Source organism: Neorhizobium sp. USDA 3394 (assembly GCF_056280385.1).
In genome coordinates, this window is the sequence record NZ_JBWCDU010000001.1 from 2399895 (window position 1) to 2422665 (window position 22771).

The window sequence follows — 22771 nt, forward strand, 5'->3', positions numbered from 1 at the left end:
TTTTCCTATAATATCCATTCGGTAGACCCTTTTCAACGCGAGCCCATCCATGCCTCAAGTCCGGAGCGACCGATGCGCTACCCGACATCGAATGTCCTGATCGCAGTCGTCGTCCTGCTCTCGCTGTTGCTCGTCCTCCTCATGGAAGCGGTGGGCCTTGGAGCCTTTTCGCCGCTCTGGATCCGCCCGATCATCCGGGTGATCTGCGCCGCCAACCTGCTCGTCGCCCTTGCAGGCCTCGGAACCTCGCGGACAACTGCCTGGATCAACTACTTGCTGTTGAGCATCACCGCCTATGTCATGGCCTCGGCCACGCCGATCGCCGCGCTCTGGATCATTCCGAAGAATATGTTCTTCGCAGTCACTTATGCATTTTCGAACCTTTGGTAATCTTGTCGGCGATCTTCTTCTCGGCCCTGAGCGCTATGCCGACCAGTTTCGCATCCTCCGGCGAGAACTGCGCGAATACCTCGCGATTGGCCGCATCATGCCCGGTCGAGAACATTTCCTCGACATAGGCCGACGTCGTCACCTCCCGTTCAAGCGAGCGCTGATGGATGGTGCGCAGCGTCTCCTGGTCGGCGGTCAGTACCACGATCGGCTGGATGCTCATCGGATTGTAGACATGACCCGCCGCATCCCGATATGCTTCACCAATGATCGCGGGATTTTGCGCGATGATGCCGCTCGTCAGAAACGCGGTCACGTTGAGCTCCTGCCAGGGGGCGAGGTCATCGCGAAGCACGATCGCGATCTTGGTATCGAACATGAAGAACAACTCCGTTGAAGGTTATGCCAAAGGTCATGCAAGAACTGACGAGATAGCGGCAGCCGATGCGGCCGGTCTTGAACGTTCGTGCAGCGCCGCAAGCACATCCGGCGGCAGCGCAAGGGGCGCGCCTGACGGCAGCGCAGGAGGCGCGCCTGACGGCATCGTCCAGGCGCCCTCCTCGCGCGGCATCGAGCGGATCGAGGCACGGTTCCACGGGCTCGGTTTCGAGCCTCATCGCCACGACACCTACGCGATCGGGATGACGCTTTCCGGCGTACAGACCTTCCAGTATCGCGGTGCCGCCCGCGCCAGCCTGCCCGGCAATGTCATCGTGTTGCATCCGGACGAGGTGCATGACGGAGCGGCCGGCACCGACGCCGGGCTGCGCTACCGCATGCTCTACCTGCCGCCGGAGCGGTTGATCGAGGCGGCCGGCGGTTCGCGCGGCCTGCCCTTCGTGCCGGACCCGATCATCGCGGATGCGGAATTCCGGCAGTGTCTTTTTCGAAGCCCTGGACGATCTTGAGGCCGAACCGCGGGACCTGTTGCTCGACGACCTGATCGACCGCATGGCAACAAGCCTGTGGCGCCATGCGGACGGTAGGGGTGGTGCACCGGGCACCCCGCGCGCGCAGCAGGCGGTTCTGCGCTGCCGCGACTACCTTCAGGCGAATTCTGACCGAACAATCTCTTCCGAGGAACTTGAGGAGGTCAGCGGCTTCGACCGCTACACCACCGCCAGGCAATTCCGGAAGCTTCTCGGCACCAGCCCACACCGCTATCTCATCATGCGCCGGCTCGACCGGGCGAAGATCCTGCTGTCACAGGGCGGCACGCTGGCGAATGTCGCGATCGATACGGGCTTTGCCGATCAGGCGCATTTCACCCGTCATTTCAAGAAGACATTCGGCATGACGCCGGGCCGCTGGATGGCGCTCACGCGCAGCGCCTAAGCTCTCGTGGCATTTGTGAAATTACCGTCATCAAAGCTTCATCGAAGCGTCAATCTTCCATCACCTCGCCGTCATGCACTCACCTTAACCGGTTGGCGTCTTTGACGCGCCAACCAACAGGTGATCCCATGACCAAAATTCTGCTCGCTACCGTCGCGCTCGCCGCGCTGATCGGCGGCTCTGCTTCCGCCGACGACAAGGTTTTCCCGGCCAAGCTCACCGGCCAGGCGATCCTGCCTGCCAACACGGTCGTTCCGGCTCCGGCCGATGCGCCGGCGTTCCTCAAGACCTCCGGCAAGTTCACCACCGCCGACCGCAAGCGCACCGAGGCCCTCGGCACCCTGCCGGGCAAGGACGGCGCCCGCGTCACCGACGTCAAGCTGCCGCTCGACGGTCAGCCGGTCCAGGGCTTCTCCGGCATCAAGACCATGGCCGACGGCACATTCTGGACGCTGTCGGACAACGGTTTCGGCGGCAAGAGCAATTCCTCCGACGCGATGCTGTTCCTGCACCAGATGAAATTCGACTGGGCCGCCAACAAGGCCGAAGTCGTCAAGAACGTCTTCCTCTCCGACCCGAACAAGATCGCGCCATTCCCGATCGCCACGGAAGCTTCGGAAACCCGTTACCTCACCGGCGCCGATTTCGACATCGAATCGATCCAGCCGGTTGCCGACGGCTTCTGGCTCGGCGACGAATTCGGCCCCTACCTGATCAAGGTCGACATGCAGGGCCGGCTGACCGACGTCGTCGCCACTACGGTCGACGGCAAGCCGGTCACGTCTCCCGACAGCCCGCTCGTGCAGCTGCAGGCGAACCCGGTCGCCAAGGTACCGGTTTTCAACGTGAAGCGCTCCGGCGGTTATGAAGGCCTTGCCATGTCCAAGGACGGGGCCAAGCTCTACGGCCTGCTCGAAGGCCCGCTCTACAAGGAAGACGGCAAGGTCGAAGACGCAGAGGGGCTGACGGCACTGCGCGTCATCGAGTTCGACGTCGCCTCCAAGAAATGGACCGGCCGCTCCTGGCTTTATCCGCTCTCCAAGGGCGGCGAAGCCATCGGCGACTTCAACATGATCGACGCGACCACCGCTCTCGTCATCGAGCGAGACAACGGTGCCGGCACCGCCGACAAGCCCTGCGCCGACCCGGCAAAGCCGGAGCCGACCTGCTTCAACGCACCGGCCAAACACAAGCGCGTCTACAAGATCGAAATGACCGACGCCAATGTCGGCAAGGCCGTCCGCAAGATCGGCTATATCGACCTGATGAACATCCAGGACCCGGACAACAAGAAGAAGGCCGGCAGTGTCGCCGGCGTCTACGACATGCCGTTCGTGACGATCGAGAACGTCGATGTCATCGACGCCACCCACATCATCATCGGCAACGACAACAACCTGCCCTTCTCGGCAGGCCGCGCCGTCGACAAGGCCGACAACAACGAGTTCAGCGTGCTCGAAGTGGGTGAGTTTCTGGCTGCGAAGTAAGCGGGAAGCGTCTCAGAAGCAAAGAGCGTCCGGTGGAAGCCGGGCGCTCAGGTCCGCAACCGCTATGCGGGCCGAGCTTCTCCCCTAAGTCGGGATATCGCGTCGGCATCGATGGCTCTTATCTGATCTGCGATATCCGATGGTGCTTCCAACGCCTTTACTGTCGCAGGGTCGGCCGTCATCGGCGATCCGGCGAATGGAGGTTCAGGCGCATATTCCATCATCAACTGGATTTTCCGCGCGACATCTTCACCTGCCAGTTTGGCGGCCATGACCAAACCAAGATCGATACCTGCCGTCACGCCGCCACCGGTGGCCCGCGTCCGGTCAAATACGACCCGCCGGTTTACGGGAATTGCTCCGAAAGCTGAGAGCCTATGCAGCGCCGTCCAGTGGGTGGTACACTCGTAGCCCTGAAGCAGGCCGGCGGCAGCAAGCACCAGCGTACCCGTGCAGGCCGCCATCAGGAATTGGCAACCAGGCTCCTGGCGCCGTAGAAACGAGAGAAGGCGTTCATCCTGCATCGCATCCAGATGGCCGGGCCCGCCCGGAACAACCACGATGTCGAGCTGACCGCATGCTTCAAGCAGCATGTTTGGAACAATACTCAGTCCGCTCGCACTTCGAACGGGAGCGTGACCGTCAGCCAGCAAATGGCAACGGGTATTGGGCAGCCGCGTCAGAACTTCCCAAGGCCCAGTCAAATCGAGCTGCGTCAGTCCGGTAAACAGGACAAAGCCGATCTCACGAGGGCGCGCATTCAGAGACATCGAATCTTGCTCAGCCGATTAAACGAATAATGTCACTTCGCGAGCATACACGAGAAAATACTGCTGGACGCAACCTGACAATTTCTGATGCCCTGCCGCGAGGCAGCCGCTCTCCTGCCCTCTCCCGCGAGCCCGCCCTACTCGAACCGGAAAGCCAGCCGTTTGCCCGTCAGCCTCGCCAGCTGCTGCAAACGCCCGTCCAGCCGTTCGCCGGCGAAGTCGCGGTAGGTGGAGGGCACAACGAATTCAAGGTCGAGATCCGGCTCGGAGGACGGGCGGAAGGTCAGTTGGTCGACGAGGCCCGGCATCGAGGCCGAGAACAGGTAGACGACCCGGAGCAGGCCGCCGAGCAGTTTTGCAAGGTCGAGCAGCCGGGGCGTGGCGATCGTGGCCAGCGGCCCGGTCGCGCCGTCGTCGTGCAGGCCCTCGAAACGGTAGTAGTTGGCGAGCGCCAGATAGGCGCGGCCGGCATGAGTAATGCCGACAAAGGAGGAGTGGGCGATCAGGTTCAGCGCCTGCAGGCCGCGATAGTCCGGATGGGCCCGCCAGCTGATATCGGCGAGCAGGCAGGCGGCCTGGCGATAACGGCTTTCCTCTTCCGTCTCGACGATCCCGAAGGCCGGCACCATGCGGCCGGTCCAGTCGGCGAGCTCGCGGGCGTGTTCGGGCGATCGGGCGCGCAGGATGGCGAGCTGGTCGGCGGCGACCAGCAGCGGATCGCCCGCCTTCTCCTCGTCGGAAAGCAGCGAATAGAGATAGCCCTCGCGAACGCCCTGCGCCGAAAAGCTCACCCTGGCGGGCTTCATCACCGCCAGGACTTCCTGCATGGCGATGGCACCGAAGGGCAGCAGCGAACGGCGGCTCTTGGAGACGGCCTGCCAGGCGGGGTCCTTGCTGTCCTTGGCCGCAATCACTTCGTCGAGGAATTTCTGCATGTCCTCGAGAGACAGCTCGTAGCCCTGCATCATGTGCAGCGGATACTTGCTCATTTCCATGTGCAGCTTGGCGATGTTTCGCCAGGTGCCGCCGACGGCATAGAAGGTGCGGCCCGCGCCGTTTTCCAGGAACCGCGCCGTATTCACCTGCTTGCGGGCGAAGGTGCGCGCCTTGGAAAGCGAATTGCCGGAGGATTCCGACAGCCGCAGCCCGCCGAGCGGCAGGGTGATGCCCTTGCCGAACTCCTTGCCCTTGATGTCGATCAGTTCCAGCGAGCCGCCGCCAAGGTCGCCGGCAATGCCGTCGGGATCATGGAAGCCGCTGATGACGCCGAGTGCCGAATACCGCGCCTCCTCCTCGCCGGACAGAAGCTGCACCTGCTGGCCGAGGATCTCTTCCGCCTGGTGGATGAAATCCGGCCCGTTGGATGCTTCGCGGGCAGCAGCGGTCGCCAGCACATAGACTTCGGTGGCGCGAGCCTGGGTGGATAGCGCGCGAAAACGCTTCAGCGACAACAGGGCGCGCGCGACGCCCTCGTCGTCCATGCGGCCGTTCGAGCCCAATCCCTTGCCGAGGCCGCACAGCACCTTCTCGTTGAAGAGGACGGTTGGCGCGCGGGACAGGCCTTCGTAGATAACGACGCGGACGGAGTTCGAGCCGATGTCGATGACGGAGACAGGAGCGATCCCCGGAAGGCGCCCCTGGGCTTCTGATCGTACCATATTGCCTATTTCTTGCGTCCCGACACAAGGCCGGCGATAAGTTTCGGAGCACTCGACTTCAGGGCTTCACCGCGCCCCGAGAGGCTCGGATTGGTCATGAAATAGTGCTGCGCGTTAAAAGGTTCCTCGCCCTTGCGCACTTCCATGCGCCGCGACGTGCCGTCGGCCAATATCTCGTAGCTCTGCTGGTTGTCAATCAGGTTGCCGAGCATGATCTGGGATAAGACCTGCTCGTGCACGGTCGGATTGAGGAGTGGCACCAGCGTCTCGACCCGGCGGTCGAGGTTGCGCGGCATCATGTCGGCGGAGCCTATATAGACCAGCGCCTTGTCGGACGGCAGGCCGAACCCGTTGCCGAAACAGAAGATGCGACTGTGCTCCAGGAAGCGCCCGACGATCGACTTGACGCGGATATTGTCGGAGAGCCCGGCCACCCGCGGACGCAGGCAGCAGATGCCGCGCACCACGAGATCGATCTCGACGCCGGCGCGGCTGGCGCGATAGAGCGCGTCGATGATCTCCGGATCGACCAGCGAGTTCATCTTCATCCAGATCGCCGCCGGCTTGCCTTCCTGGGCGTGGCAGATCTCCTCCTCGATATGGCGCAGGATGCGCGGCCGGAGCGTATAGGGCGAGACCGCCAGCTTCATGCTCTCGGCCGGCTCGCCGTATCCGGTGATGAAGTTGAAGATGTTCGCCATGTCATGGGCGATCTTCGGGTTGCAGGTGAAGAAGGACAGGTCCGTATAGATCTTGGCGGTGATCGGGTGGTAGTTGCCGGTGCCGAGATGGCAATAGGTGCGCAACTTACCGTCTTCGCGGCGGACCACCATCGACATCTTGGCATGGGTCTTAAGTTCGATGAAACCGAAGACCACCTGCACGCCGGCGCGCTCCAGGTCGCGTGCCCAGCGGATGTTCGCCTCTTCGTCGAATCGGGCCTTGAGCTCGACCAGCGCCGTCACCGACTTGCCCATTTCGGCCGCGTCGATCAGCGCCCGGACGATCGGGCTGTCGTTCGAGGTGCGGTAGAGCGTCTGCTTGATGGCGAGCACGTCCGGGTCGCGCGCCGCCTGCAGAAGGAACTGCACAACCACGTCAAATGACTCATAAGGATGGTGGACCACCATGTCCTTTTCGCGGATGGCGGCGAGGCAGTCGCCGGCGTGTTCGCGAACCCGCTCGGGAAATCGGGCATTGTGGGTTTCGAAGCGCAGGTCGTCGCGCGGCGCCTTGGTGATCTCCGACATGGTGTTGAGCGCCAGAAGGCCCGGCAGAACCGCGACGCGGTTTTCCGGCACGCCGAGTTCCTGCACCACGAACTGGCGCAGCGACGCCGGCATTTCCGAATCGGTCTCGATGCGGATGACCTTGCCGCGACGGCGGCGCTTCAGCGCCGTCTCGAAGAAGCGCACCAGATCTTCGGCCTCTTCCTCGACTTCGATATCGCTGTCGCGGATGATGCGGAACGTGCCGGCCCCCTTCACCTCGTAGCCGGGGAAAAGCCGGTCGGTGAACATGCCGACCACATCCTCCAGCGTGATGTAGCGGATCGCCGTGTTGAGATCCGGCAGGCGGATGAAGCGGTCGAGCGTGGTCGGCAGGCGCAACAGGCCGGTCATCGGCTCCTTGCCGTGCTTGCTGTGCAGCTGCAGGCCCATCGAGAAACCGAGGTTCGGGATGAACGGGAACGGATGGGCCGGGTCGATCGACAGCGGCGTCAGGACCGGGAAAAGCTCGTCGTCGAAGGAGTTCGCCAGCCAGTTGCGATCCTCGGCGGACAGAGCCCCGGGCCTGACGATCAGAATGTCTTCCTTGGCGAGATACTGCTGCAGCACGGCGAGCGAGGCCTGCTGCTCCATCTGCAGGTTGTCGATCTCCTGCAGGATATTGTCGAGCTGTTCGGCCGGCGTCTTGCCGTCCGGGCTGCGAATGACGATGCCCTGACGTACCTGGCCTTCGAGGCCGGCGACGCGCACCATGAAGAATTCGTCGAGATTGGCCGCCGAGATCGACAGGAAGCGGACCCGCTCCAGAAGCGGATGGGCGGTGTTCAGCGTTTCCTCGAGAACGCGGCGGTTGAACTGCAGCCAGGAGAATTCACGATTGATGAACCGGTCCGGACTGGTCATCAGGTCGAAGTCGGTATTGGCCGCTTCCAGACCAGGCTCGCGCGTTTCAGTCGTGATCGAATCCATTCTTCACCTCCACCGCCGCACCATCGTTTCCCGATGGCAGGCTAAATTCTCCGTCCTCATCCCTATGCTTGTCACAGGGATCCAGCCAGCCCAAGTCCTCGGGCTGAGAAGAGCCTTTCACCGCGCAGACGCGCGGTTGCTGGATTCCTGCGACAAGCACAGGAATGAGGATGGCGAACGTATCCACTTGCCACCCTCATCTCATCCGTTGCGCGACATTCGTCCCAGTCGGGCAAATCGTTACGCAACACCATAAACTCGGCAACCATCTTGTCACAGTCAATCGCCGTCTTGGGCCCCGGTTCCGGAATTCCCAAAATCGTTCAGCACCTCGGCGGCCAGCGGACGCGTTATTCGCGTGCCGCGCGCCAGCGCCAGGCGATCCAGCCGCTCGACGATCGTCTGCGCCGCCCCGAGCGACCGTTCCATCCGGTTGACGATGTAGCCCACCAGTTTGTCGTCGATATAGAGCTGGCGGTCGGCAAACAGCTTGACGATCACCTGGGCCAGCAGGTCCTCGTCGGGCTCGCCGATTTCCACCACGGTCGCAGCCTTCAGCCGGGATTTGAGGTCCGGCAGGGTGACGCCCCAGGAAACCGGCCAGAGGCGCGAGGTCATCAAAAGGCTGTGGCCGTTTTCGCGCACGCTGTTGATGACGTGGAAGAGTTCGGTCTCGTCGAAACCGCGGCGTTCGGCATCCTCGAACAGGACCGGGCCTGCAGCGGCAACCGCCGCGGCATTCGAACCGGCGATCGGATGGATCTCGGCCGCCCTCGCCTTTTCCCGCCAGATATGCGCCAGATGCGATTTTCCGGACCCCACCGGGCCGGCCAGCACGACGACCGGCGACGGCCAGGCCGGCCATTCGTCAACGATCGCCACGGCCGCAGCCAGGCGTTCGGACACCAGGAGGTCGTCCCGGGTTCTCGCCGCATCATGGGTGAATTGCAGCGGCAACTGCTCTTGCCTGCGCCGCTCGCGCTCGCTCGTCTCGGTCATTGGTCTTTCAAATGCTCTTCTGAGAGTCATTCGCGTGAGGTTCATTCGGGGCGGTTATCTGCCCAGCGCTTTCGCCGTGTTCCAGCACGTGCGGCCGCTCGGCCTCTTCCCAGGGAAGCGAAGCCGCTCGCCCGAAATAGATGTCGCTGTCAAGATACCGCGACAGCGCGAAGCGGACAAGCACGCCGACCACGGCGGCGGCCGGAACTGCGATCAGCAGACCGACGAAACCGAACATGGCGCCAAAGGCAAACAGGGCAAACATCAGCCAGACCGGATGCAGGCCGACGCTTTCGCCGACCAGCTTCGGCTGCAGGATATTGCCCTCGATGAACTGGCCGACGAAGAAGACGCCGGCGACGGCGAGGATCCACGGATAATCCGGCCAGAACTGCACCAGCGCGACGCCGACCGAAAGAACCAGCCCGATCAGCGAACCGATATAGGGAATGAAGCTGATCATGCCGGCGATGAAGCCGATCAGAAGCCCGAAATTGAGCCCGACGACCGACAGGCCGACCGCGTAGAAGATGCCGAGGATGAGGCAGAGCGAGCCCTGGCCGCGAATGAAGCCAGCGACGGATTCATCCATTTCCCGGGCGATCTCGCGGACCGTCGCCACCTGGTCGCGCGGCACCCAGCTATCCACCTTGGCAACCATCCGGTCCCAGTCGAGCAGGATATAGAAAGCGACGACGGGCGTGACGATCAACAGCGACACGACGTCGATGATCGCCTTGCCGGAATTCCAGATCTGGGCGAGCAGCGAGCCTACGAAACCGGCACCCTGGCTCAGCACTTCGGAAAAGTTCTGCTTGACCGTCTCGATCTGGGCGCTGATCCAATGGGGCAGGAAAGAGCTTTCCGGGCTCGATATGATCTGCTGCAGCTGGGAGATATAGCCCGGCAGGGCGGCCGCGAACTCGGTGAACTGGTTGATGATGATCGGGATCACCAGCATCAGCGACAGCGCGAAGACCAGCACGAAACAGACGAGGATCACCACCGTCGCCATCAGCCGGCTCAAGCCCCGTCTCTCCAGCCAGTCGGCCACCGGATCGAGGAAATAGGCGAGCGCCATCCCGGCCACGAAAGGCAGCAGGATCGAACGGAAGAACCAGAGGAACACCACGAAGACGATGAGAACGCCGACCCAGAAGAAGATGTAGCGCTTCAGACTCGCGCCGCTGATATGATATGCCATCGCCGCTTCCTCTGAATTGCCCGGGCGGAAAAAGGGATAGGGAAGCCCTTGACCCAGGTCAAGGGTTTGGAAGCGGCGCAGCAAGACCTGTGAAAAGCCTTCAAAACCGCGTCCAACGCTTGCATCCAGCGCCATGTCGTGCAATTGCGGGCCGCTACAACGATCATTGGAGATGAACGATGAGCGAGGCGGGCAAGAACGGTCTCACCTATAGCGATGCCGGCGTCGATATCGACGCGGGCAACCTCATGGTCGAGAAGATCAAACCGGCCGTACGCTCGACCCGCCGCCCCGGCGCCGACGGCGAGATCGGCGGCTTCGGCGGACTCTTCGATCTGAAAGCCGCCGGCTTCACCGATCCGATCCTGGTTGCCGCCAATGACGGCGTCGGCACCAAGCTGAAGATCGCCATCGACGCTAATTTCCACGACACGGTCGGCATCGATCTCGTCGCCATGTGCGTCAACGATCTGGTGGTCCAGGGCGCCGAGCCGCTGCTCTTCCTTGACTATTTCGCGACCGGCAAGCTCGACCCGGACCAGGGCGCGGCGATCGTCTCCGGCATTGCTGCCGGCTGCCGCGAGGCGGGTTGCGCGCTGATCGGCGGCGAGACCGCCGAAATGCCCGGCATGTATTCCGACGGCGACTACGACCTGGCTGGTTTTGCGGTCGGCGCCGCCGAGCGCGGCCAGCTGCTGCCGGTCGGCGATATCGCTTCCGGCGACGTCATCCTCGGCCTTACCTCGTCCGGCGTTCATTCGAACGGCTTCTCGCTGGTCCGCAAGATCGTGACGCTTTCCGGCCTCGCATGGGACGCACCCGCTCCCTTCCGTGAGGGCATGACTCTGGGTGAGGCTCTTCTGACGCCCACCCGCATCTACGTGAAGCCGCTCCTGAAGGCGATCCGCGAGACCGGCGCGTTGAAGGCCCTCGCCCACATTACCGGCGGCGGTTTTCCGGAAAACATTCCGCGCGTGCTGCCGAAGCACCTGGCGGCCGAAGTCGATCTCGACAGCATCCCCGTGCCGCCCGTGTTCTCGTGGCTGGCCAAGACCGGCGGCGTCGAGCCGAAGGAAATGCTGCGCACCTTCAATTGCGGCATCGGCATGATCGTTGTGGTCGCGCCTGAAAACGCCCAGGCCGTCACCAACACTCTGACCAATGAGGGCGAGATCGTCGTGCCGCTCGGCCGCATGGTCGAACGCGCCGAAGGCGGCCCCGGCGTGATCTACCAGGGCACGCTCGGTCTATGAGCGCACCGGCGGCAGAAACGGCGCGCAGAAAGCGCGTCGCCGTATTCATTTCCGGTGGCGGCTCCAACATGCTGGCGCTTGCCGATGCCTGCACCGCGCCGGATTTCCCGGCGGAAATCGTCGCCGTCTTTTCCGACAAGCCCTCGGCGGGCGGTATAGAGAAGGCGCAAGCGCGCGGGATCAAAACCTTCGTCTTCGAACGCAAGGGTTTTGCCGGCAAGGCCGAACACGAGGCGGCGATCCTCGCGGCCCTCGACGAGGTCCAGCCGGACATCCTCTGCCTCGCCGGCTACATGAGGCTCTTCTCCGCCGAATTCATCAGCCGCTACGAAGGCAGCATCCTCAACATCCACCCTGCCCTTCTGCCGCTCTTCCCCGGCCTTCACACCCATGAACGCGCCATCCAGGCCGGCGTAAAGATCGCCGGCTGCACCGTGCATTTCGTCACCGAGGGCATGGATGAAGGCCCGATCGTCGCCCAGGGCGCCGTCCCGGTGCTTGCCGACGACACCCCGGAGACCCTGGCCGGCCGCGTGCTGACTGTCGAACACAAGCTTTACCCGCTGGCGCTGAAGCTGCTGGCGGAAGGCAAGGTGCGGATGGAGGATGGCCGGGCGGTTACCTCACCCGGCACTGCGACCGATATCGCGGATCAGCGGATCTTCTCGGCGGGCAGATAAGCGCCCGGACTCGACAAGCGCCGCCCCACGTCCTACATTCTGTACGTAATCTTCGTACAGGAGACCGGCATGGCCAGCACAACTCAGAGGATTCGCGATCTAGGGATGCCTTCGATGGAAGCCGAAGCTGTCTCCATCCGCCTCGGGATCTCGAAACGCGAACTGGCCGAGACGGCCGGGCTTTCCGCCAACACGCTCCAGCGCAAGGAGCGTGCGCAGTCTCCCGCAGCGACCACACGGATCGGTGAAATGGCGGAGATTATTCACCGCGTCAGCGAATGGGCAGGAAGCGAACGGCAAGCCCTCGCCTGGTATCGCGCCGAGCCAATTCCGGCCTTCGGTGGCCGGACAGCAGAGAGCATCGTCAAGAGCGGCAAAGCGGCAGCCTTGCGCGACTACCTCGATCACCTAGCGACCGGCGGCTTTGCTTGAGGTTCCAGGGCGTCTGCTATCGCGCCCATGATCCTCGCTGGGCGATCAGCCCGATATCCGGCGAAGGCGCGGCAATTCGCGGTGCCCGTTTCAATCCCAAGGGCGTACCGGCACTCTACCTCTCTACTTCGATCGAGGGGGCGATCACCGAAGCAAGCCAAGGGTTTGGGCACAGGATCCACCCGTTGACCATCTGCTCATACGACATCGATTGCGACGACGTCGCCGACCTCACGGACGAGGCTTCGCAAAATGCGCTTGGCATATCGTTCGATGTCATGGCGTCCGCCTGGGCCTCTGCGCTCTCGGAAAGCAGGAGACCGGACTCCTGGGCAATTTATGACAACCTTTCCGGGCCTTATGCCGGTATCCTCGTCCCCTCCTTCGCCCACCGGGCCGCGACCTCGGTCAGCAATCTCGTGCTGTGGGACTGGGGAGTCGATCTGCCACATCGAGTCCACGTTATCGACCCGACAGGCAGGTTGCCGAAGAACCAGAAGTCCTGGGAGGAATAACCTCCGAGCCTTACGCCGCCAGCGCCCGGAGCGGGTGCAGCGTGCCGTCGCTGTAGACGAAGCGGCCGGCGCGGAAGGTGGCGCGGATGCGGTGCACGTCGCCCTTTTCCACCACGACCAGATCGGCGCGCTGGCCAACCGCAATCTCGCCGCGATCGGTCAGGCCGGCGGAACGGGCGGCATTGCCGGTCGCCATGGCGACGGCAGCCGGAAGGCCGCCTTCGGAGACGTCAGCCAGCTTGAAGACACCCGGCACGAAAGCCGCCGGATGGTAATCGGCAGCAATTACCGTCAGCAGGCCGGCCTTGGCGGCGTCGAGGGCGCTCAGATTGCCGGACATGGACTTGCCACGCAGCGCGTTCGGCGCGCCCATCAACGTCCAGAGCCCACGTCGGCGGGCCTCCTCGGCGGCCGGCAGCGTTACCGGGAATTCGCTGATCGTGACGCCGAGATCGAACATTTCGGCCACCTTCTCGACGCTGTCGTCGTCGTGGGAAGCGAGCGACAGGCGATGCTTGAGGGCGAGGGAAACGATCTCCTTCAGTTTCACCTCGATCTGCGGATTGTTGCGCATTGCAATGCGCTTCTGGACGATCTCGGCGGCCATTTCCTCGGAAATCGCCCGGCGTTCGGAGATGCTGGCGACATAGGCGGCAATGTTGTTGTACTGGCCCTGGCCCGGCGTGTGGTCGGTGAGCGACACCATGTCGATCTCGTCGGCCCTGAGCAGCCGTTCGAGCGTCGGGGCGGCGCCGATATTGGTGATCTCGTAGCGGGCATGGACGCGATGATCGATCAGCAGGTTGTCGCGCAGGCGGTTGATGCCCTCGATCACGGCCGAGGTCGTCTCCAGAGAGCGGACATGGCCGTAGACGCTTTCGGTGGCGAAGGAGACGGCCGCATAAGCCGTGGTGACGCCGGCAGCGGCGAGCTTCTTGTCCAGTTCGTGGATGCCGAAGTCGATCGGCATTTGGGCGTTCGGCCGCGGCGCGATCTCGCGCTCGATCATGTCGCCGTGCAGATCGACGAAACCCGGCATCAGCAGCCGCCCGCCGCCGTCGATCACGGCGCCGGCGACCGGTTCGGGGCGAATCTCGGCTATCACGCCATCTTCAACCCGCACAGAACCTGAGTTCACCACCTCGTTCGGCAGAACGAGGGTGAAATTGCCGAGCCACATGGCTTTCTCCTGACCATAAAGGAAGATTATCAAGAGGCAGCGCTTAGCCACCATTCGTGACAATCATGTGAAATCGGCGCGGCACAAGGTCAAGTCACAATCATACGGCGTCTGAAACAACAGGCGAAGACGCCTATCGGCGTTTCCAGCCTGCGCGGCCCCGCATGGACATCAGGCGGTGAATGATGCCCGGTTTATCACCGCCCATTGCAGCATCATGATCGTCTTCGCATCGATGATTTCGCCAGTGCCGATCATCGCGACCGCCTCGTCGAGCGGCAGTTCGAGAACCTCGATATCCTCGTGCTCCTCGGCAAGACCACCGCCACCGTTCACCCGGTCGGAGAGGTCGACCGGCGCGTGGAAGAAATGCACAAGTTCGGTGATCGCGCCAGGCGACATGAACGCCTTGAAGACAAACCGCACATCCCGCAGACGGTAGCCGGTTTCCTCCATCGCTTCGCGCCGGATCGCATCCTCCGGGTGATCCTCGTCCAGCAGCCCGGCCGGCACCTCCACCATCCATGCCGGTTTGCCGGTGAGATAGGCGGGCAGCCGAAACTGCCTCACCAGCACGACCATGTCGCGCCGGGCATCGTAGAGAAGGATGCAGGCGGCCTCGGACTTATGGTAGATTTCGCGATGCAGGCGGTGCGTCTCGCCGCTGCGATCGGCGTAATCGAGTTCGTAGCTCGAAAGCCGCGTCCACCCATCCGACAACGTCTTTTCGCTAACGAGCTTCACCCGATCATCCCGCCCGGTCATGCTGCGTCCTTGCGAAGCCATACCTTGTTGTCGTGGAAGGCCGCCCCGCCATAAGGCGCCACGGCGTCGGCGCCGGTCAGCACGTTGATGCCCTCGCCGTCGAGATGTTTGTGGTTCGGCCACAGCCCCTCGGCGATCAGCACGCCCGGCCTCGCGCCGGCCACGAGCTTCGCGTGCAGGCGGATTTCGCCGCGGGTATTGCCGAGCCGGACGATATCACCGTCAACGATGCCGAGGCGCTCCGCATCGGTCGGTTCGATCATCACTTCCGGCCGCCCTTCCCGCTCGTGCGAGCTCTTCGTCTCGGTGAAGGAGGAGTTGAGGAAGCTGCGGGCGGGCGATGTCGCCAGCCGGAAGGGATGCGCCTCGTCCGCCACCTCGATGACGTCGACCTGGTCGGGGAAGACCGGCAGTTCGCCGATCGGTCCCAAAGGCCCGACATTCTTCGGCGGCTTGTCCGGCGACGGGCCGTTCGCCCAGTCCGGCCGGAAGCGGAATTTTCCATCCGGATAACCGAAGCCCTTGATGTAATGGGCGGTTTCGAAGTCCGGCTGCGCGTCGATCCATTTGTCACGCGCCAGATCGTCGTAGGCGCCCCAATGGCTGGCCTTCAGGATGCGGTCGATATGCTGGCGCTCGTCGAGGCCGAAACCGGGGAAATGATCGACGCCGAGGCGCTTGGCCAGTTCCTCGATGACGAAGAGATTGGTGTGCACCGTCGATGGCGGCTCGACCAGCTTTGGCCCGAGCAGGATATGCTGCTGCCCGCCGGCGCGGTAAAGATCGTCGTGCTCGACGAACATGGTGGCGGGCAGGACGATGTCGGCGACCTCGGCCGTATCGGTCATGAACTGCTCGTGGACGGCGATGAACAGGTCGTCGCGCAAGAAACCCTGGCGGACGAGGCGCTGTTCCGGCGCGACGTTCATCGGATTGGTGTTCTGGATCAGCATCGCCGTCACCGGCCCGCCGTGCCGCAGAGCCTCCGCATCGCCGGTCAGCACCCGGCCGATCTGCGACTGGTCGAGCTGGCGGATATCGGGATCGGCATAGGCCGTGCCCATCAGCTCGGACTTGTTGAGCCGGAAAATTTCGCCGTTGTTGTGGAAGGCGCCGCCGCCCTCGTATTGCCAGCAGCCGAGCACGGTCGAAATCGACAGCGCCGCATGCATGGCGACGGTGCCGTTGCGCTGGCGGGCGAAACCGTAGCCGAGTCGGAAGAAGGTTTTTTTGGTCGTGCCGACGAGGCGGGCGAAGGTCTCGATCTCTTCGACCGACAGGCCGGTGATAGCGGAGGCCCATTCCGGCGTCTTCGCTTTCAGATGCGCTTCGAGGCCCGCGGGATCGTCGGCATATTTCGCCATATAGGCCCGGTCGGCATAGCCGTCACGGAAGGCAATGTGCATGACGGCGCAGGCAAGTGCGGCATCGGTGCCGGGGCGCACGGTCAGCGCCATGTCCGCCTGTTTCATGGTCGGGTTGTCGTAGATATCGATGACCACGATCTTGGCACCGCGTTCCTTGCGGGCCTTCACCGCATGGGTCATGACGTTGACCTGGGTGGAGACGGCATTGGTGCCCCAGATCACCACGCAATCGGATTTCGCCATCTCGCGCGGATCGGGACCGCGAAGCGCGCCGGTGCCCATCACGTAGCCGGTCCAGGCCATGTTGGTGCAGATCGTGCCGAAGAAGCCGGAATATTTTTTCGCATGCCGCAGGCGCTCGATCGAATCGCGCTGCACCTGGCCCATCGTACCCGCATAGAAATAGGGCCAGACCGCCTCCGAACCATGCTTCGCCTCGGCCTTGACGAAAGCGTCAGCGATCTCGTCGAGGGCGGCCTCCCAGGAAATCTCCTGCCAACTCCCCTCGCCCTTCGCGCCTAAGCGGCGTTTCGGAAACATCAGGCGGCCGGGATGGTAGAGCCGTTCGGAATAACGGGCGACCTTGGCGCAGATGACGCCGGCCGTATAGCTGTTGTCGGCAGCCCCGCGCACCCGGCCGATCCTGCCGTCGGCGGTGAGATCTATGTCCAGCGCGCAGGCCGACGGACAGTCGTGCGGACAGACGGTATGGCCGACCGAATTGTGGCCGGACTTTTCCAGGGCGATTGGGGTTTTCGCGGTAATCGGGGTCGCAACGTTCATGGGTTTTCTATATTGCAAGCTGACGTCCGCAAAAAGCGTGATTTGCAGCGCATCAATTTAATTCAAGCGAGACACCAGCAACGATGAACTACCGGCACATCTATCACGCGGGCAATTTCGCCGATGTCCTCAAACACGCGGTCCTGGCGCGGTTGATCCGTTATGCCCAGAACAAGGACAAGGCGTTTCGGGTGCTGGATACCCATGCCGGCATCGGGCTCTACGACCTTTCCTCGGACGAGGCGCAGAAGACCGGCGAATGGCGCGACGGCATCGGCCGGCTGATGGACGCGGAACTGCCGGCCAAGGTCGCGGACCTGCTGGAACCCTATCTGACGGCGGTCAGGGAATTGAACCCGACCGGCGCGCTGAAACTCTATCCCGGCTCGCCAAAACTTGCCCGCATGCTGTTCCGCCCGCAGGACCGGTTGTCGGCGATGGAACTGCATCCGGAAGACTTCAATCGCCTGCATAATCTGTTCGAAGGCGATTTCCAGGTGCGCGCCACCGAACTCGACGGCTGGCTGGCGCTCGGCGCCCATCTGCCGCCGAAGGAAAAGCGCGGAATCGTGCTCGTCGATCCGCCTTTCGAGGAAGAAGGCGAATACAAGCGGCTGGTGAAAGGCCTCTCGATCGGCTGGCGCCGCTTTCAGGGCGGCACCTTCTGCCTCTGGTATCCGATCAAGAAGGGCGCCCCCCTCAGGGCCTTCCACGATGACCTGAAGGCGCTGGAAATCCCCAAGATGCTGTGCGCCGAATTGACCGTTCAAAGCGACCGGGAGACGACAGGGCTGTCCGGCTCAGGCCTCATCATCGTCAACCCGCCCTTCACGCTGAAGGACGAGCTGCACGCACTTCTGCCGACCTTGAAAACCATCCTGGCGCAGGATCGGTTCGCCTCGCAGCGAGCCTTCTGGCTGACCGGCGAGACTGTCGACAGCGACCTCGATTCGGAGTCTTGACCGGGCGAGGCTTCCCGCCCATGGTGCCGCGCATTGCAGGGGGCTGGCCGATGACCAACCGATTTATCGCTTTCCTTTTTCTCGCGCTTTTTGCGTCCACGGCCGCCGCCCAGGAGCGCCGACCGGACAATCGCCAGGATCACGCGGGACAGTTCGATTTCTACGTCCTGTCGCTTTCCTGGTCGCCGACCTTCTGCGCTTCGCAGGGCGGCGGCAAGAACGACCAGCAATGCAGCACGGACAAGGATTTCCGCTTCATTGTCCATGGGCTGTGGCCGCAATACGAAAAGGGCTATCCGGATTTCTGCGAAACGAAGGAACCGGGCCGCGTGCCGCAATCGCTCGGCCAACCGCTCTTCGACATCATGCCGTCGATGGGTCTGATCGGCCATCAGTGGCGCAAGCACGGAAGCTGCACAGGCCTCAGCCAGCGTGATTATTTCGGCAAGCTCCGCGACGCATTTTCGCGGGTCAAACTGCCCGCCGACCTGTCCCGCGGCGACACGGCCGTGACGCTCTCGGCCGACCAGATCGAAGACAAGTTCCTCGCCGTCAATCCGGGCATGAGCCGGCGCGGCATTTCGACGAGCTGCGAGGGCCGGCAACTGGAGGAAGTGCGCATCTGCCTCACCAAGGATCTGCAGTTCCGCGATTGCGCCGAGGTCGATCGTGACGGCTGCCGGATCAGCCAGATCACCCTGCCGCCCGCACGCTGACATTTATCGAGAAGGACACGACCATGAAGCTGCTGTATTCCCCGGCCTCGCCCTATTCGGCCAAGGTGCGCATGGCGGCGCGCCATCTCGGCATCGAGATCGCCGAGGTGAAGACCGATACCAACGCCGCGCCGCCGGAACTGATCGACAACAATCCGCTCGGCAAGATCCCGGTGCTGATCCGCGATGGCGAGCCGCCCATCTACGACAGCATCGCGATCATGCACTGGCTCGATCGCCAGTCGGGCGGCAAGCTCTATCCGAAGAAGGATGCGAAGCGCACCGAGGCGGAGGTGCTGGAAGCGCTTTGCGACGGCATGATGGATTGCCTGCTGGCGATCGTCTACGAGCGCCGCTCGCGCGACGAGGACAAGGTCCACCAGCCTTGGATCGACAAACAGTGGAGCAAGGTGGTGCGCGGACTGGATCACCTGGAGACCAACCTGCCGAAGACAGGCAAGAAGCTGCATGGCGGCCATTTCGCGCTGGCCGCGCTGATCGGTTACCTCGATCTGCGCTTCAACGGGCAATGGGCCGAGGGCCGGCCTGAGTTGGCGTCCTGGCCGGACGTCTTCGCCAAGCGTTTCGCCTCCTATTCCGCCATGAAATCGGCGGCCTGAAACAAAAAAAAGCCCGGGCCGAAGCCCGGGCTTTCCCCAGCCTGTTAAGGCTATCGAAATTAGAACTTCACGCCGATACCGACCTTGACGCTGTGATCGTCGAAGCCCTTCGAAACCGAACCGGAATCGAGCGAGTAGCTATCCGAACCGAAATCCGTGTAACGGTATTCGACACGAGCGGTGATGTTGTTGGTGACGAAGGCTTCGGCACCGGCACCGACCGTGTAACCGACGGCGGTCTTGTTGTCGGACGAAGTCGCGTCGCGCAGTTCGTTGTCCTGCAGGGCGACACCGGCCGTACCGTAGATCAGGAAGGGGTTGAGGTCGTAGCCGACGCGGCCGCGAACAGAGCCGTTCCAGCCGGCCTTGCCTTCAAAGCCATCATCCGTGGTGCTCTTCGTGCCGTTATAACCGACGTCTGCTTCGACACCGTAGACGATCGAACCGCTCTGGAAGTTGTAGCCCGTATAGGCACCGCCGCCGAACTGGCCGTCACGGTCGCCGCTACCGAAGCGACCCCAGTCATACTGACCGTAACCACCGAGATAGAAACCCTGCCAGCTGGCGGCCGGGGCCGGCTCTTCGACTGCAACCGGGGCCTGCGGAATTTGTTCGACGGCATCAGCGGCATTGGCCGCAGAGATGGCGATGAAGCTGGCTGCCGAGGCCATCAGAGTTGCGATGAGAGTACGCATACATTTTCTCCTTTTACTGCTGCGCCGGGAATTCGCCGCGACAACATGGTTGGCGACACATTTGTTCCCTGCCCGCTGAAACGGAATGTGGAGGTCAATTGAGGAATAGAAAGAGCCGAAATGTGAATTGATTGTGGCGCACAGAAGGCCAAAATTGGATGTTGCTGTATCGCAACACACGTTTGATTAACCTTAATCAATACTTACTTGGAATATAAATATTTTTACATTGATAAATTACTTCTTAAATCGAAAGCACAACTCAGTCAATACACCTGCAGACCCGAACCGGCGCAGGGTCCACTCGCCAAGTTCGACTTGTATTCGCAACAAAACCGGATCAGTCGCTTGTAGAAACCGAAATATGAGCAGCAACACGGACGTATTTCCCCTCTCCGCCGGCGAGCGGCCGGAGCCGGTGGCGCTTGCCGCCGGATTTCTGCCTTGAATATTCAACCTCCGGACCTGCCAGTTCGGCCTTCGTCAAGAGCCCGGAGCAGAATTCTCGCCAGCGCTTTCAAAATTTGCCGCGAGACACTATTTCTCCGACAGCGGCCTTTGCGCAGGGAATCGGGCCGCTTCAGCGTTATATTTTGACAAGCAGCCGGTCTCCGGCACATGTCATGGGCGCATGGTTCGAATCGGTGATGGCCGGATGTCGATGTCCGGCGGAGACTATGGAATGAACGGAACGAAGCTGCCCGACGGCGGCGTTCTCTATGACGAGACGGAAGAAGACGACGACGATGTGGTCGTGGCAGAACCGAGCCAAGGCCCCGCCGCGCCGATCGACTGGAACGAGGGCTGGAAGAACGAGACGGGGCTGAAGGGCGCCGATCTGATCGCCGAATTCGTCAAGCACCTGCCGAATGCGCCGGGCGTCTACCGGATGTTCAACGACGCGCAGGATGTGCTTTACGTCGGCAAGGCGCGCAGCCTCAAGAAGCGCGTCGGCAATTATGCGCAAGGCCGCGTCCATTCCAACCGCATCGCCAAGATGGTGCGCGAAACCACCCACATGGAATTCGTCACGACGCGGACGGAAACCGAAGCGCTGCTGCTCGAAGCCAATCTGATCAAGCGCCTGCGGCCGCGTTTCAACGTTCTGCTGCGCGACGACAAGTCGTTTCCCTATATCATGATCACCGGCGACCACCGGGCGCCGGCGATCTTCAAGCATCGCGGCGCGCGGGCGCGCAAGGGCGATTATTTCGGCCCCTTCGCCTCGGCTGCCGCGGTCGGCCGCACCATCAACTCGCTGCAGCGCGCCTTCCTCTTACGCACCTGCACCGACAGCGTGTTCGAGACCCGCACGAGGCCCTGCCTGCTCTTCCAGATCAAGCGCTGTTCGGGGCCTTGTACCCGCGAGATCAGCGACGAGGGTTACGCGGCGCTGGTCGGCGAAGCGAAGGACTTCCTCTCCGGCAAGAGCCAGAACGTCAAGTCGGCGATCGCCCGCCAGATGGCGGAAGCCTCCGAGGACCTGGATTTCGAGCGCGCCGCAGTCTATCGCGACCGCCTGGCGGCGCTCAGCCACGTCCAGAGCCATCAGGGCATCAACCCGGCCGGCGTCGAGGAGGCGGATGTCTTCGCCATCTACAACGAGGGCGGCCTCTCCTGCATCCAGGTGTTCTTTTTCCGGACCGGCCAGAACTGGGGCAACCGCGCCTATTTCCCGAAGGCCGATCCGCAGCTTTCCGGCCCGGAAGTGCTCAACGCCTTCCTGGCGCAGTTCTATGATGACAAGCCTGTGCCGAAGCAGATCCTGCTGTCGGAAACCGTCGAGGAACAGGATTTGCTCGCCCAGGCCTTCTGCGAGAAAGCCGGCCACAAGGTGACGATCTCCGTGCCGCAGCGGGGCGAAAAGAAGGACCTGACCGACCATGTTCTCGCGAACGCCCGCGAGGCTCATGGCCGCCGGCTTGCCGAGACCTCGTCGCAGGCCCGCCTGCTGCAGGGGCTTGCCGAGACCTTCGGTCTGTCCTTCGTGCCGCGTCGCATCGAGATCTACGACAACTCGCATATCATGGGGACCAATGCGGTCGGCGGCATGGTCGTGGCGGGGCCGGAAGGTTTCGTGAAGAGCCAGTACCGCAAGTTCAACATCAAATCGACCGACATCACCCCCGGCGACGACTTTGGCATGATGCGCGAGGTGATGACCCGCCGCTTCAGCCGCCTCCTCAAGGAAGAGGGCATTCCGGACCGTACCGCCGCGGCGTCCACGAGCGCCGAGGATGCTGCAGATGCCGCCTTCCCCGCCTGGCCGGACGTGATCCTGATCGACGGCGGCCAGGGGCAGATGACCGCTGTGCGGGCCATCCTCGACGAACTCGGCATCCGCGACGTGGTGACCGCGATCGGCGTCGCCAAGGGCGTCGACCGCGATGCCGGCCGCGAGCGGTTCTTCGCCGACGGGCGATCCGACTTCTCGCTGCCGCCCCGCGATCCGGTCCTCTACTTCATCCAGCGCATGCGCGATGAGGCCCATCGTTTCGCGATCGGCTCGCACCGGGCGCGGCGCAAGAAGGAGATGGTCAAGAATCCGCTCGACGAGATTTCCGGGATCGGGCCCGGTCGCAAGCGTAAGCTCCTGCAGCATTTCGGCACGGCGAAGGCGGTGTCGCGCGCCGGCCTGACCGACCTCATGGCGGTCGAGGGAATTTCCGAAGCCGTCGCCAAGCAGATCTACAATCACTTTCACGAGAACCGGGCGGGGTGAGGAATTATTCGCCGTCCCGCATCCTCATTTCCTTACCGGC

The 22771-nt window shown here is 62.8% G+C and carries 21 protein-coding genes and 1 pseudogene; 11 read left to right on the forward strand and 11 right to left on the reverse strand.

What is annotated here, in order from left to right; translation table 11 throughout:
- Positions 1-72: 72 nt before the first annotated feature.
- Complete coding sequence (locus ACZ9EJ_RS11565) at positions 73-390, forward strand: hypothetical protein (RefSeq protein ID WP_046640438.1); 318 nt, start codon at positions 73-75, stop codon at positions 388-390.
- On the opposite strand, the gene ACZ9EJ_RS11570 is transcribed toward ACZ9EJ_RS11565, so the two are convergent.
- Positions 362-769 carry a DUF2000 family protein gene (locus tag ACZ9EJ_RS11570; protein WP_046640437.1) on the reverse strand — a complete coding sequence of 136 codons (408 nt, stop codon included), beginning with the start codon at positions 767-769 and terminating at the stop codon, positions 362-364. The two genes, ACZ9EJ_RS11565 and ACZ9EJ_RS11570, sit on opposite strands and share 29 nt — an antisense overlap.
- On the opposite strand from ACZ9EJ_RS11570, the pseudogene ACZ9EJ_RS11575 reads away from it, so the two are divergent.
- A pseudogene (locus tag ACZ9EJ_RS11575) lies at positions 768-1725 on the forward strand (AraC family transcriptional regulator). The gene ACZ9EJ_RS11570 and the pseudogene ACZ9EJ_RS11575 overlap by 2 nt on opposite strands.
- A 128-nt stretch (positions 1726-1853) precedes the next feature.
- Positions 1854-3212 (forward strand): esterase-like activity of phytase family protein, encoded by a 1359-nt coding sequence (locus ACZ9EJ_RS11580; protein ID WP_046640436.1) that lies wholly within the window; start codon positions 1854-1856, stop codon positions 3210-3212.
- A 62-nt stretch (positions 3213-3274) separates the two neighbouring features.
- Here ACZ9EJ_RS11580 and ACZ9EJ_RS11585 read toward each other — a convergent pair whose 3' ends face one another.
- From ACZ9EJ_RS11585 to ACZ9EJ_RS11610, 6 genes are all read right to left on the reverse strand, one after another.
- Positions 3275-3982, reverse strand: a complete 708-nt coding sequence (locus ACZ9EJ_RS11585) for a DJ-1/PfpI family protein (protein WP_251089987.1) — start codon at positions 3980-3982, stop codon at positions 3275-3277.
- A 137-nt stretch (positions 3983-4119) separates the two neighbouring features.
- The gene (gene ppx, locus ACZ9EJ_RS11590; protein WP_046640435.1) at positions 4120-5640 is read right to left on the reverse strand and encodes an exopolyphosphatase; all 1521 of its coding nucleotides are present in this window, start codon (positions 5638-5640) and stop codon (positions 4120-4122) included.
- 5 nt (positions 5641-5645) lie between these two features.
- Positions 5646-7838, reverse strand: coding sequence for an RNA degradosome polyphosphate kinase (locus ACZ9EJ_RS11595; RefSeq protein WP_046630022.1), 2193 nt, complete (start codon positions 7836-7838; stop codon positions 5646-5648).
- Positions 7819-8025 carry a hypothetical protein gene (locus tag ACZ9EJ_RS11600; protein WP_052764591.1) on the reverse strand — a complete coding sequence of 69 codons (207 nt, stop codon included), beginning with the start codon at positions 8023-8025 and terminating at the stop codon, positions 7819-7821. The genes ACZ9EJ_RS11595 and ACZ9EJ_RS11600 overlap by 20 nt, the downstream gene beginning before the upstream one ends.
- Before the next feature lie 92 nt (positions 8026-8117).
- The gene (gene hdaA, locus ACZ9EJ_RS11605) at positions 8118-8837 is read right to left on the reverse strand and encodes a DnaA regulatory inactivator HdaA (protein ID WP_046630021.1); all 720 of its coding nucleotides are present in this window, start codon (positions 8835-8837) and stop codon (positions 8118-8120) included.
- 7 nt (positions 8838-8844) lie between these two features.
- Positions 8845-10041, reverse strand: coding sequence for an AI-2E family transporter (locus ACZ9EJ_RS11610; RefSeq protein ID WP_046630020.1), 1197 nt, complete (start codon positions 10039-10041; stop codon positions 8845-8847).
- A 179-nt stretch (positions 10042-10220) separates the two neighbouring features.
- On the opposite strand from ACZ9EJ_RS11610, the gene purM reads away from it, so the two are divergent.
- The 4 genes from purM to ACZ9EJ_RS11630 all read left to right on the forward strand — a co-directional run bounded on the left by purM (position 10221) and on the right by ACZ9EJ_RS11630 (position 12921).
- Positions 10221-11294: a phosphoribosylformylglycinamidine cyclo-ligase gene (gene purM, locus ACZ9EJ_RS11615; protein WP_046630019.1), complete on the forward strand. Its 1074-nt coding sequence runs from the start codon at positions 10221-10223 to the stop codon at positions 11292-11294.
- Positions 11291-11974 carry a phosphoribosylglycinamide formyltransferase gene (gene purN, locus ACZ9EJ_RS11620; protein ID WP_046640434.1) on the forward strand — a complete coding sequence of 228 codons (684 nt, stop codon included), beginning with the start codon at positions 11291-11293 and terminating at the stop codon, positions 11972-11974. The genes purM and purN overlap by 4 nt, the downstream gene beginning before the upstream one ends.
- A gap of 114 nt (positions 11975-12088) precedes the next feature.
- A complete protein-coding gene (locus ACZ9EJ_RS11625) occupies positions 12089-12406 on the forward strand; it encodes an antitoxin Xre/MbcA/ParS toxin-binding domain-containing protein (RefSeq protein WP_370649720.1) in 318 nt (105 codons plus the stop codon).
- Positions 12403-12921, forward strand: a complete 519-nt coding sequence (locus ACZ9EJ_RS11630) for an RES family NAD+ phosphorylase (protein ID WP_046640432.1) — start codon at positions 12403-12405, stop codon at positions 12919-12921. Before ACZ9EJ_RS11625 ends, ACZ9EJ_RS11630 begins: the two co-directional genes overlap by 4 nt.
- Before the next feature lie 10 nt (positions 12922-12931).
- Here ACZ9EJ_RS11630 and ACZ9EJ_RS11635 read toward each other — a convergent pair whose 3' ends face one another.
- The 3 genes from ACZ9EJ_RS11635 to ACZ9EJ_RS11645 all read right to left on the reverse strand — a co-directional run bounded on the left by ACZ9EJ_RS11635 (position 12932) and on the right by ACZ9EJ_RS11645 (position 17016).
- Positions 12932-14101: an alpha-D-ribose 1-methylphosphonate 5-triphosphate diphosphatase gene (locus ACZ9EJ_RS11635; protein ID WP_046640431.1), complete on the reverse strand. Its 1170-nt coding sequence runs from the start codon at positions 14099-14101 to the stop codon at positions 12932-12934.
- Positions 14102-14272: 171 nt separating this feature from the next.
- On the reverse strand, positions 14273-14866 hold the full coding sequence (locus ACZ9EJ_RS11640; RefSeq protein WP_046640430.1) for an NUDIX domain-containing protein: 594 nt from the start codon (positions 14864-14866) through the stop codon (positions 14273-14275).
- Positions 14863-17016 carry a molybdopterin-containing oxidoreductase family protein gene (locus tag ACZ9EJ_RS11645; RefSeq protein ID WP_046640429.1) on the reverse strand — a complete coding sequence of 718 codons (2154 nt, stop codon included), beginning with the start codon at positions 17014-17016 and terminating at the stop codon, positions 14863-14865. The genes ACZ9EJ_RS11640 and ACZ9EJ_RS11645 overlap by 4 nt, the downstream gene beginning before the upstream one ends.
- Positions 17017-17099: 83 nt before the next feature.
- Between ACZ9EJ_RS11645 and ACZ9EJ_RS11650 the strand changes: the two genes are divergently transcribed.
- From ACZ9EJ_RS11650 to ACZ9EJ_RS11660, 3 genes are read left to right on the forward strand one after another with little or no spacing between them, the layout of a single operon-like run.
- Positions 17100-17978 carry a 23S rRNA (adenine(2030)-N(6))-methyltransferase RlmJ gene (locus tag ACZ9EJ_RS11650; protein ID WP_046640428.1) on the forward strand — a complete coding sequence of 293 codons (879 nt, stop codon included), beginning with the start codon at positions 17100-17102 and terminating at the stop codon, positions 17976-17978.
- A gap of 50 nt (positions 17979-18028) precedes the next feature.
- Positions 18029-18694: a ribonuclease T2 family protein gene (locus ACZ9EJ_RS11655; RefSeq protein ID WP_052764597.1), complete on the forward strand. Its 666-nt coding sequence runs from the start codon at positions 18029-18031 to the stop codon at positions 18692-18694.
- A gap of 23 nt (positions 18695-18717) precedes the next feature.
- Positions 18718-19314, forward strand: coding sequence for a glutathione S-transferase (locus ACZ9EJ_RS11660; RefSeq protein ID WP_046640427.1), 597 nt, complete (start codon positions 18718-18720; stop codon positions 19312-19314).
- Between the two features lie 59 nt (positions 19315-19373).
- Here the strand turns inward: ACZ9EJ_RS11660 and ACZ9EJ_RS11665 are convergent, their stop codons facing one another.
- A complete protein-coding gene (locus ACZ9EJ_RS11665) occupies positions 19374-20009 on the reverse strand; it encodes an outer membrane protein (RefSeq protein ID WP_037080719.1) in 636 nt (211 codons plus the stop codon).
- A gap of 682 nt (positions 20010-20691) precedes the next feature.
- Between ACZ9EJ_RS11665 and uvrC the strand changes: the two genes are divergently transcribed.
- Positions 20692-22731 (forward strand): excinuclease ABC subunit UvrC, encoded by a 2040-nt coding sequence (uvrC, locus tag ACZ9EJ_RS11670; protein ID WP_046630010.1) that lies wholly within the window; start codon positions 20692-20694, stop codon positions 22729-22731.
- The last annotated feature ends 40 nt before the right edge of the window (positions 22732-22771 follow it).

Bases quoted from the DNA above. Each gene is read 5' to 3' on its own strand.
- ACZ9EJ_RS11565 (WP_046640438.1), top strand. From the start codon at position 73: ATGCGCTACCCGACATCGAATGTCCTGATCGCAGTCGTCGTCCTGCTC.
- ACZ9EJ_RS11570 (WP_046640437.1), bottom strand. From the start codon at position 769: ATGTTCGATACCAAGATCGCGATCGTGCTTCGCGATGACCTCGCCCCC.
- ACZ9EJ_RS11580 (WP_046640436.1), top strand. From the start codon at position 1,854: ATGACCAAAATTCTGCTCGCTACCGTCGCGCTCGCCGCGCTGATCGGC.
- ACZ9EJ_RS11585 (WP_251089987.1), bottom strand. From the start codon at position 3,982: ATGTCTCTGAATGCGCGCCCTCGTGAGATCGGCTTTGTCCTGTTTACC.
- ppx (WP_046640435.1), bottom strand. From the start codon at position 5,640: ATGGTACGATCAGAAGCCCAGGGGCGCCTTCCGGGGATCGCTCCTGTC.
- ACZ9EJ_RS11595 (WP_046630022.1), bottom strand. From the start codon at position 7,838: ATGGATTCGATCACGACTGAAACGCGCGAGCCTGGTCTGGAAGCGGCC.
- hdaA (WP_046630021.1), bottom strand. From the start codon at position 8,837: ATGACCGAGACGAGCGAGCGCGAGCGGCGCAGGCAAGAGCAGTTGCCG.
- ACZ9EJ_RS11610 (WP_046630020.1), bottom strand. From the start codon at position 10,041: ATGGCATATCATATCAGCGGCGCGAGTCTGAAGCGCTACATCTTCTTC.
- purM (WP_046630019.1), top strand. From the start codon at position 10,221: ATGAGCGAGGCGGGCAAGAACGGTCTCACCTATAGCGATGCCGGCGTC.
- purN (WP_046640434.1), top strand. From the start codon at position 11,291: ATGAGCGCACCGGCGGCAGAAACGGCGCGCAGAAAGCGCGTCGCCGTA.
- ACZ9EJ_RS11625 (WP_370649720.1), top strand. From the start codon at position 12,089: ATGGAAGCCGAAGCTGTCTCCATCCGCCTCGGGATCTCGAAACGCGAA.
- ACZ9EJ_RS11635 (WP_046640431.1), bottom strand. From the start codon at position 14,101: ATGTGGCTCGGCAATTTCACCCTCGTTCTGCCGAACGAGGTGGTGAAC.
- ACZ9EJ_RS11640 (WP_046640430.1), bottom strand. From the start codon at position 14,866: ATGACCGGGCGGGATGATCGGGTGAAGCTCGTTAGCGAAAAGACGTTG.
- ACZ9EJ_RS11645 (WP_046640429.1), bottom strand. From the start codon at position 17,016: ATGAACGTTGCGACCCCGATTACCGCGAAAACCCCAATCGCCCTGGAA.
- ACZ9EJ_RS11650 (WP_046640428.1), top strand. From the start codon at position 17,100: ATGAACTACCGGCACATCTATCACGCGGGCAATTTCGCCGATGTCCTC.
- ACZ9EJ_RS11655 (WP_052764597.1), top strand. From the start codon at position 18,029: ATGACCAACCGATTTATCGCTTTCCTTTTTCTCGCGCTTTTTGCGTCC.
- ACZ9EJ_RS11660 (WP_046640427.1), top strand. From the start codon at position 18,718: ATGAAGCTGCTGTATTCCCCGGCCTCGCCCTATTCGGCCAAGGTGCGC.
- ACZ9EJ_RS11665 (WP_037080719.1), bottom strand. From the start codon at position 20,009: ATGCGTACTCTCATCGCAACTCTGATGGCCTCGGCAGCCAGCTTCATC.
- uvrC (WP_046630010.1), top strand. From the start codon at position 20,692: ATGAACGGAACGAAGCTGCCCGACGGCGGCGTTCTCTATGACGAGACG.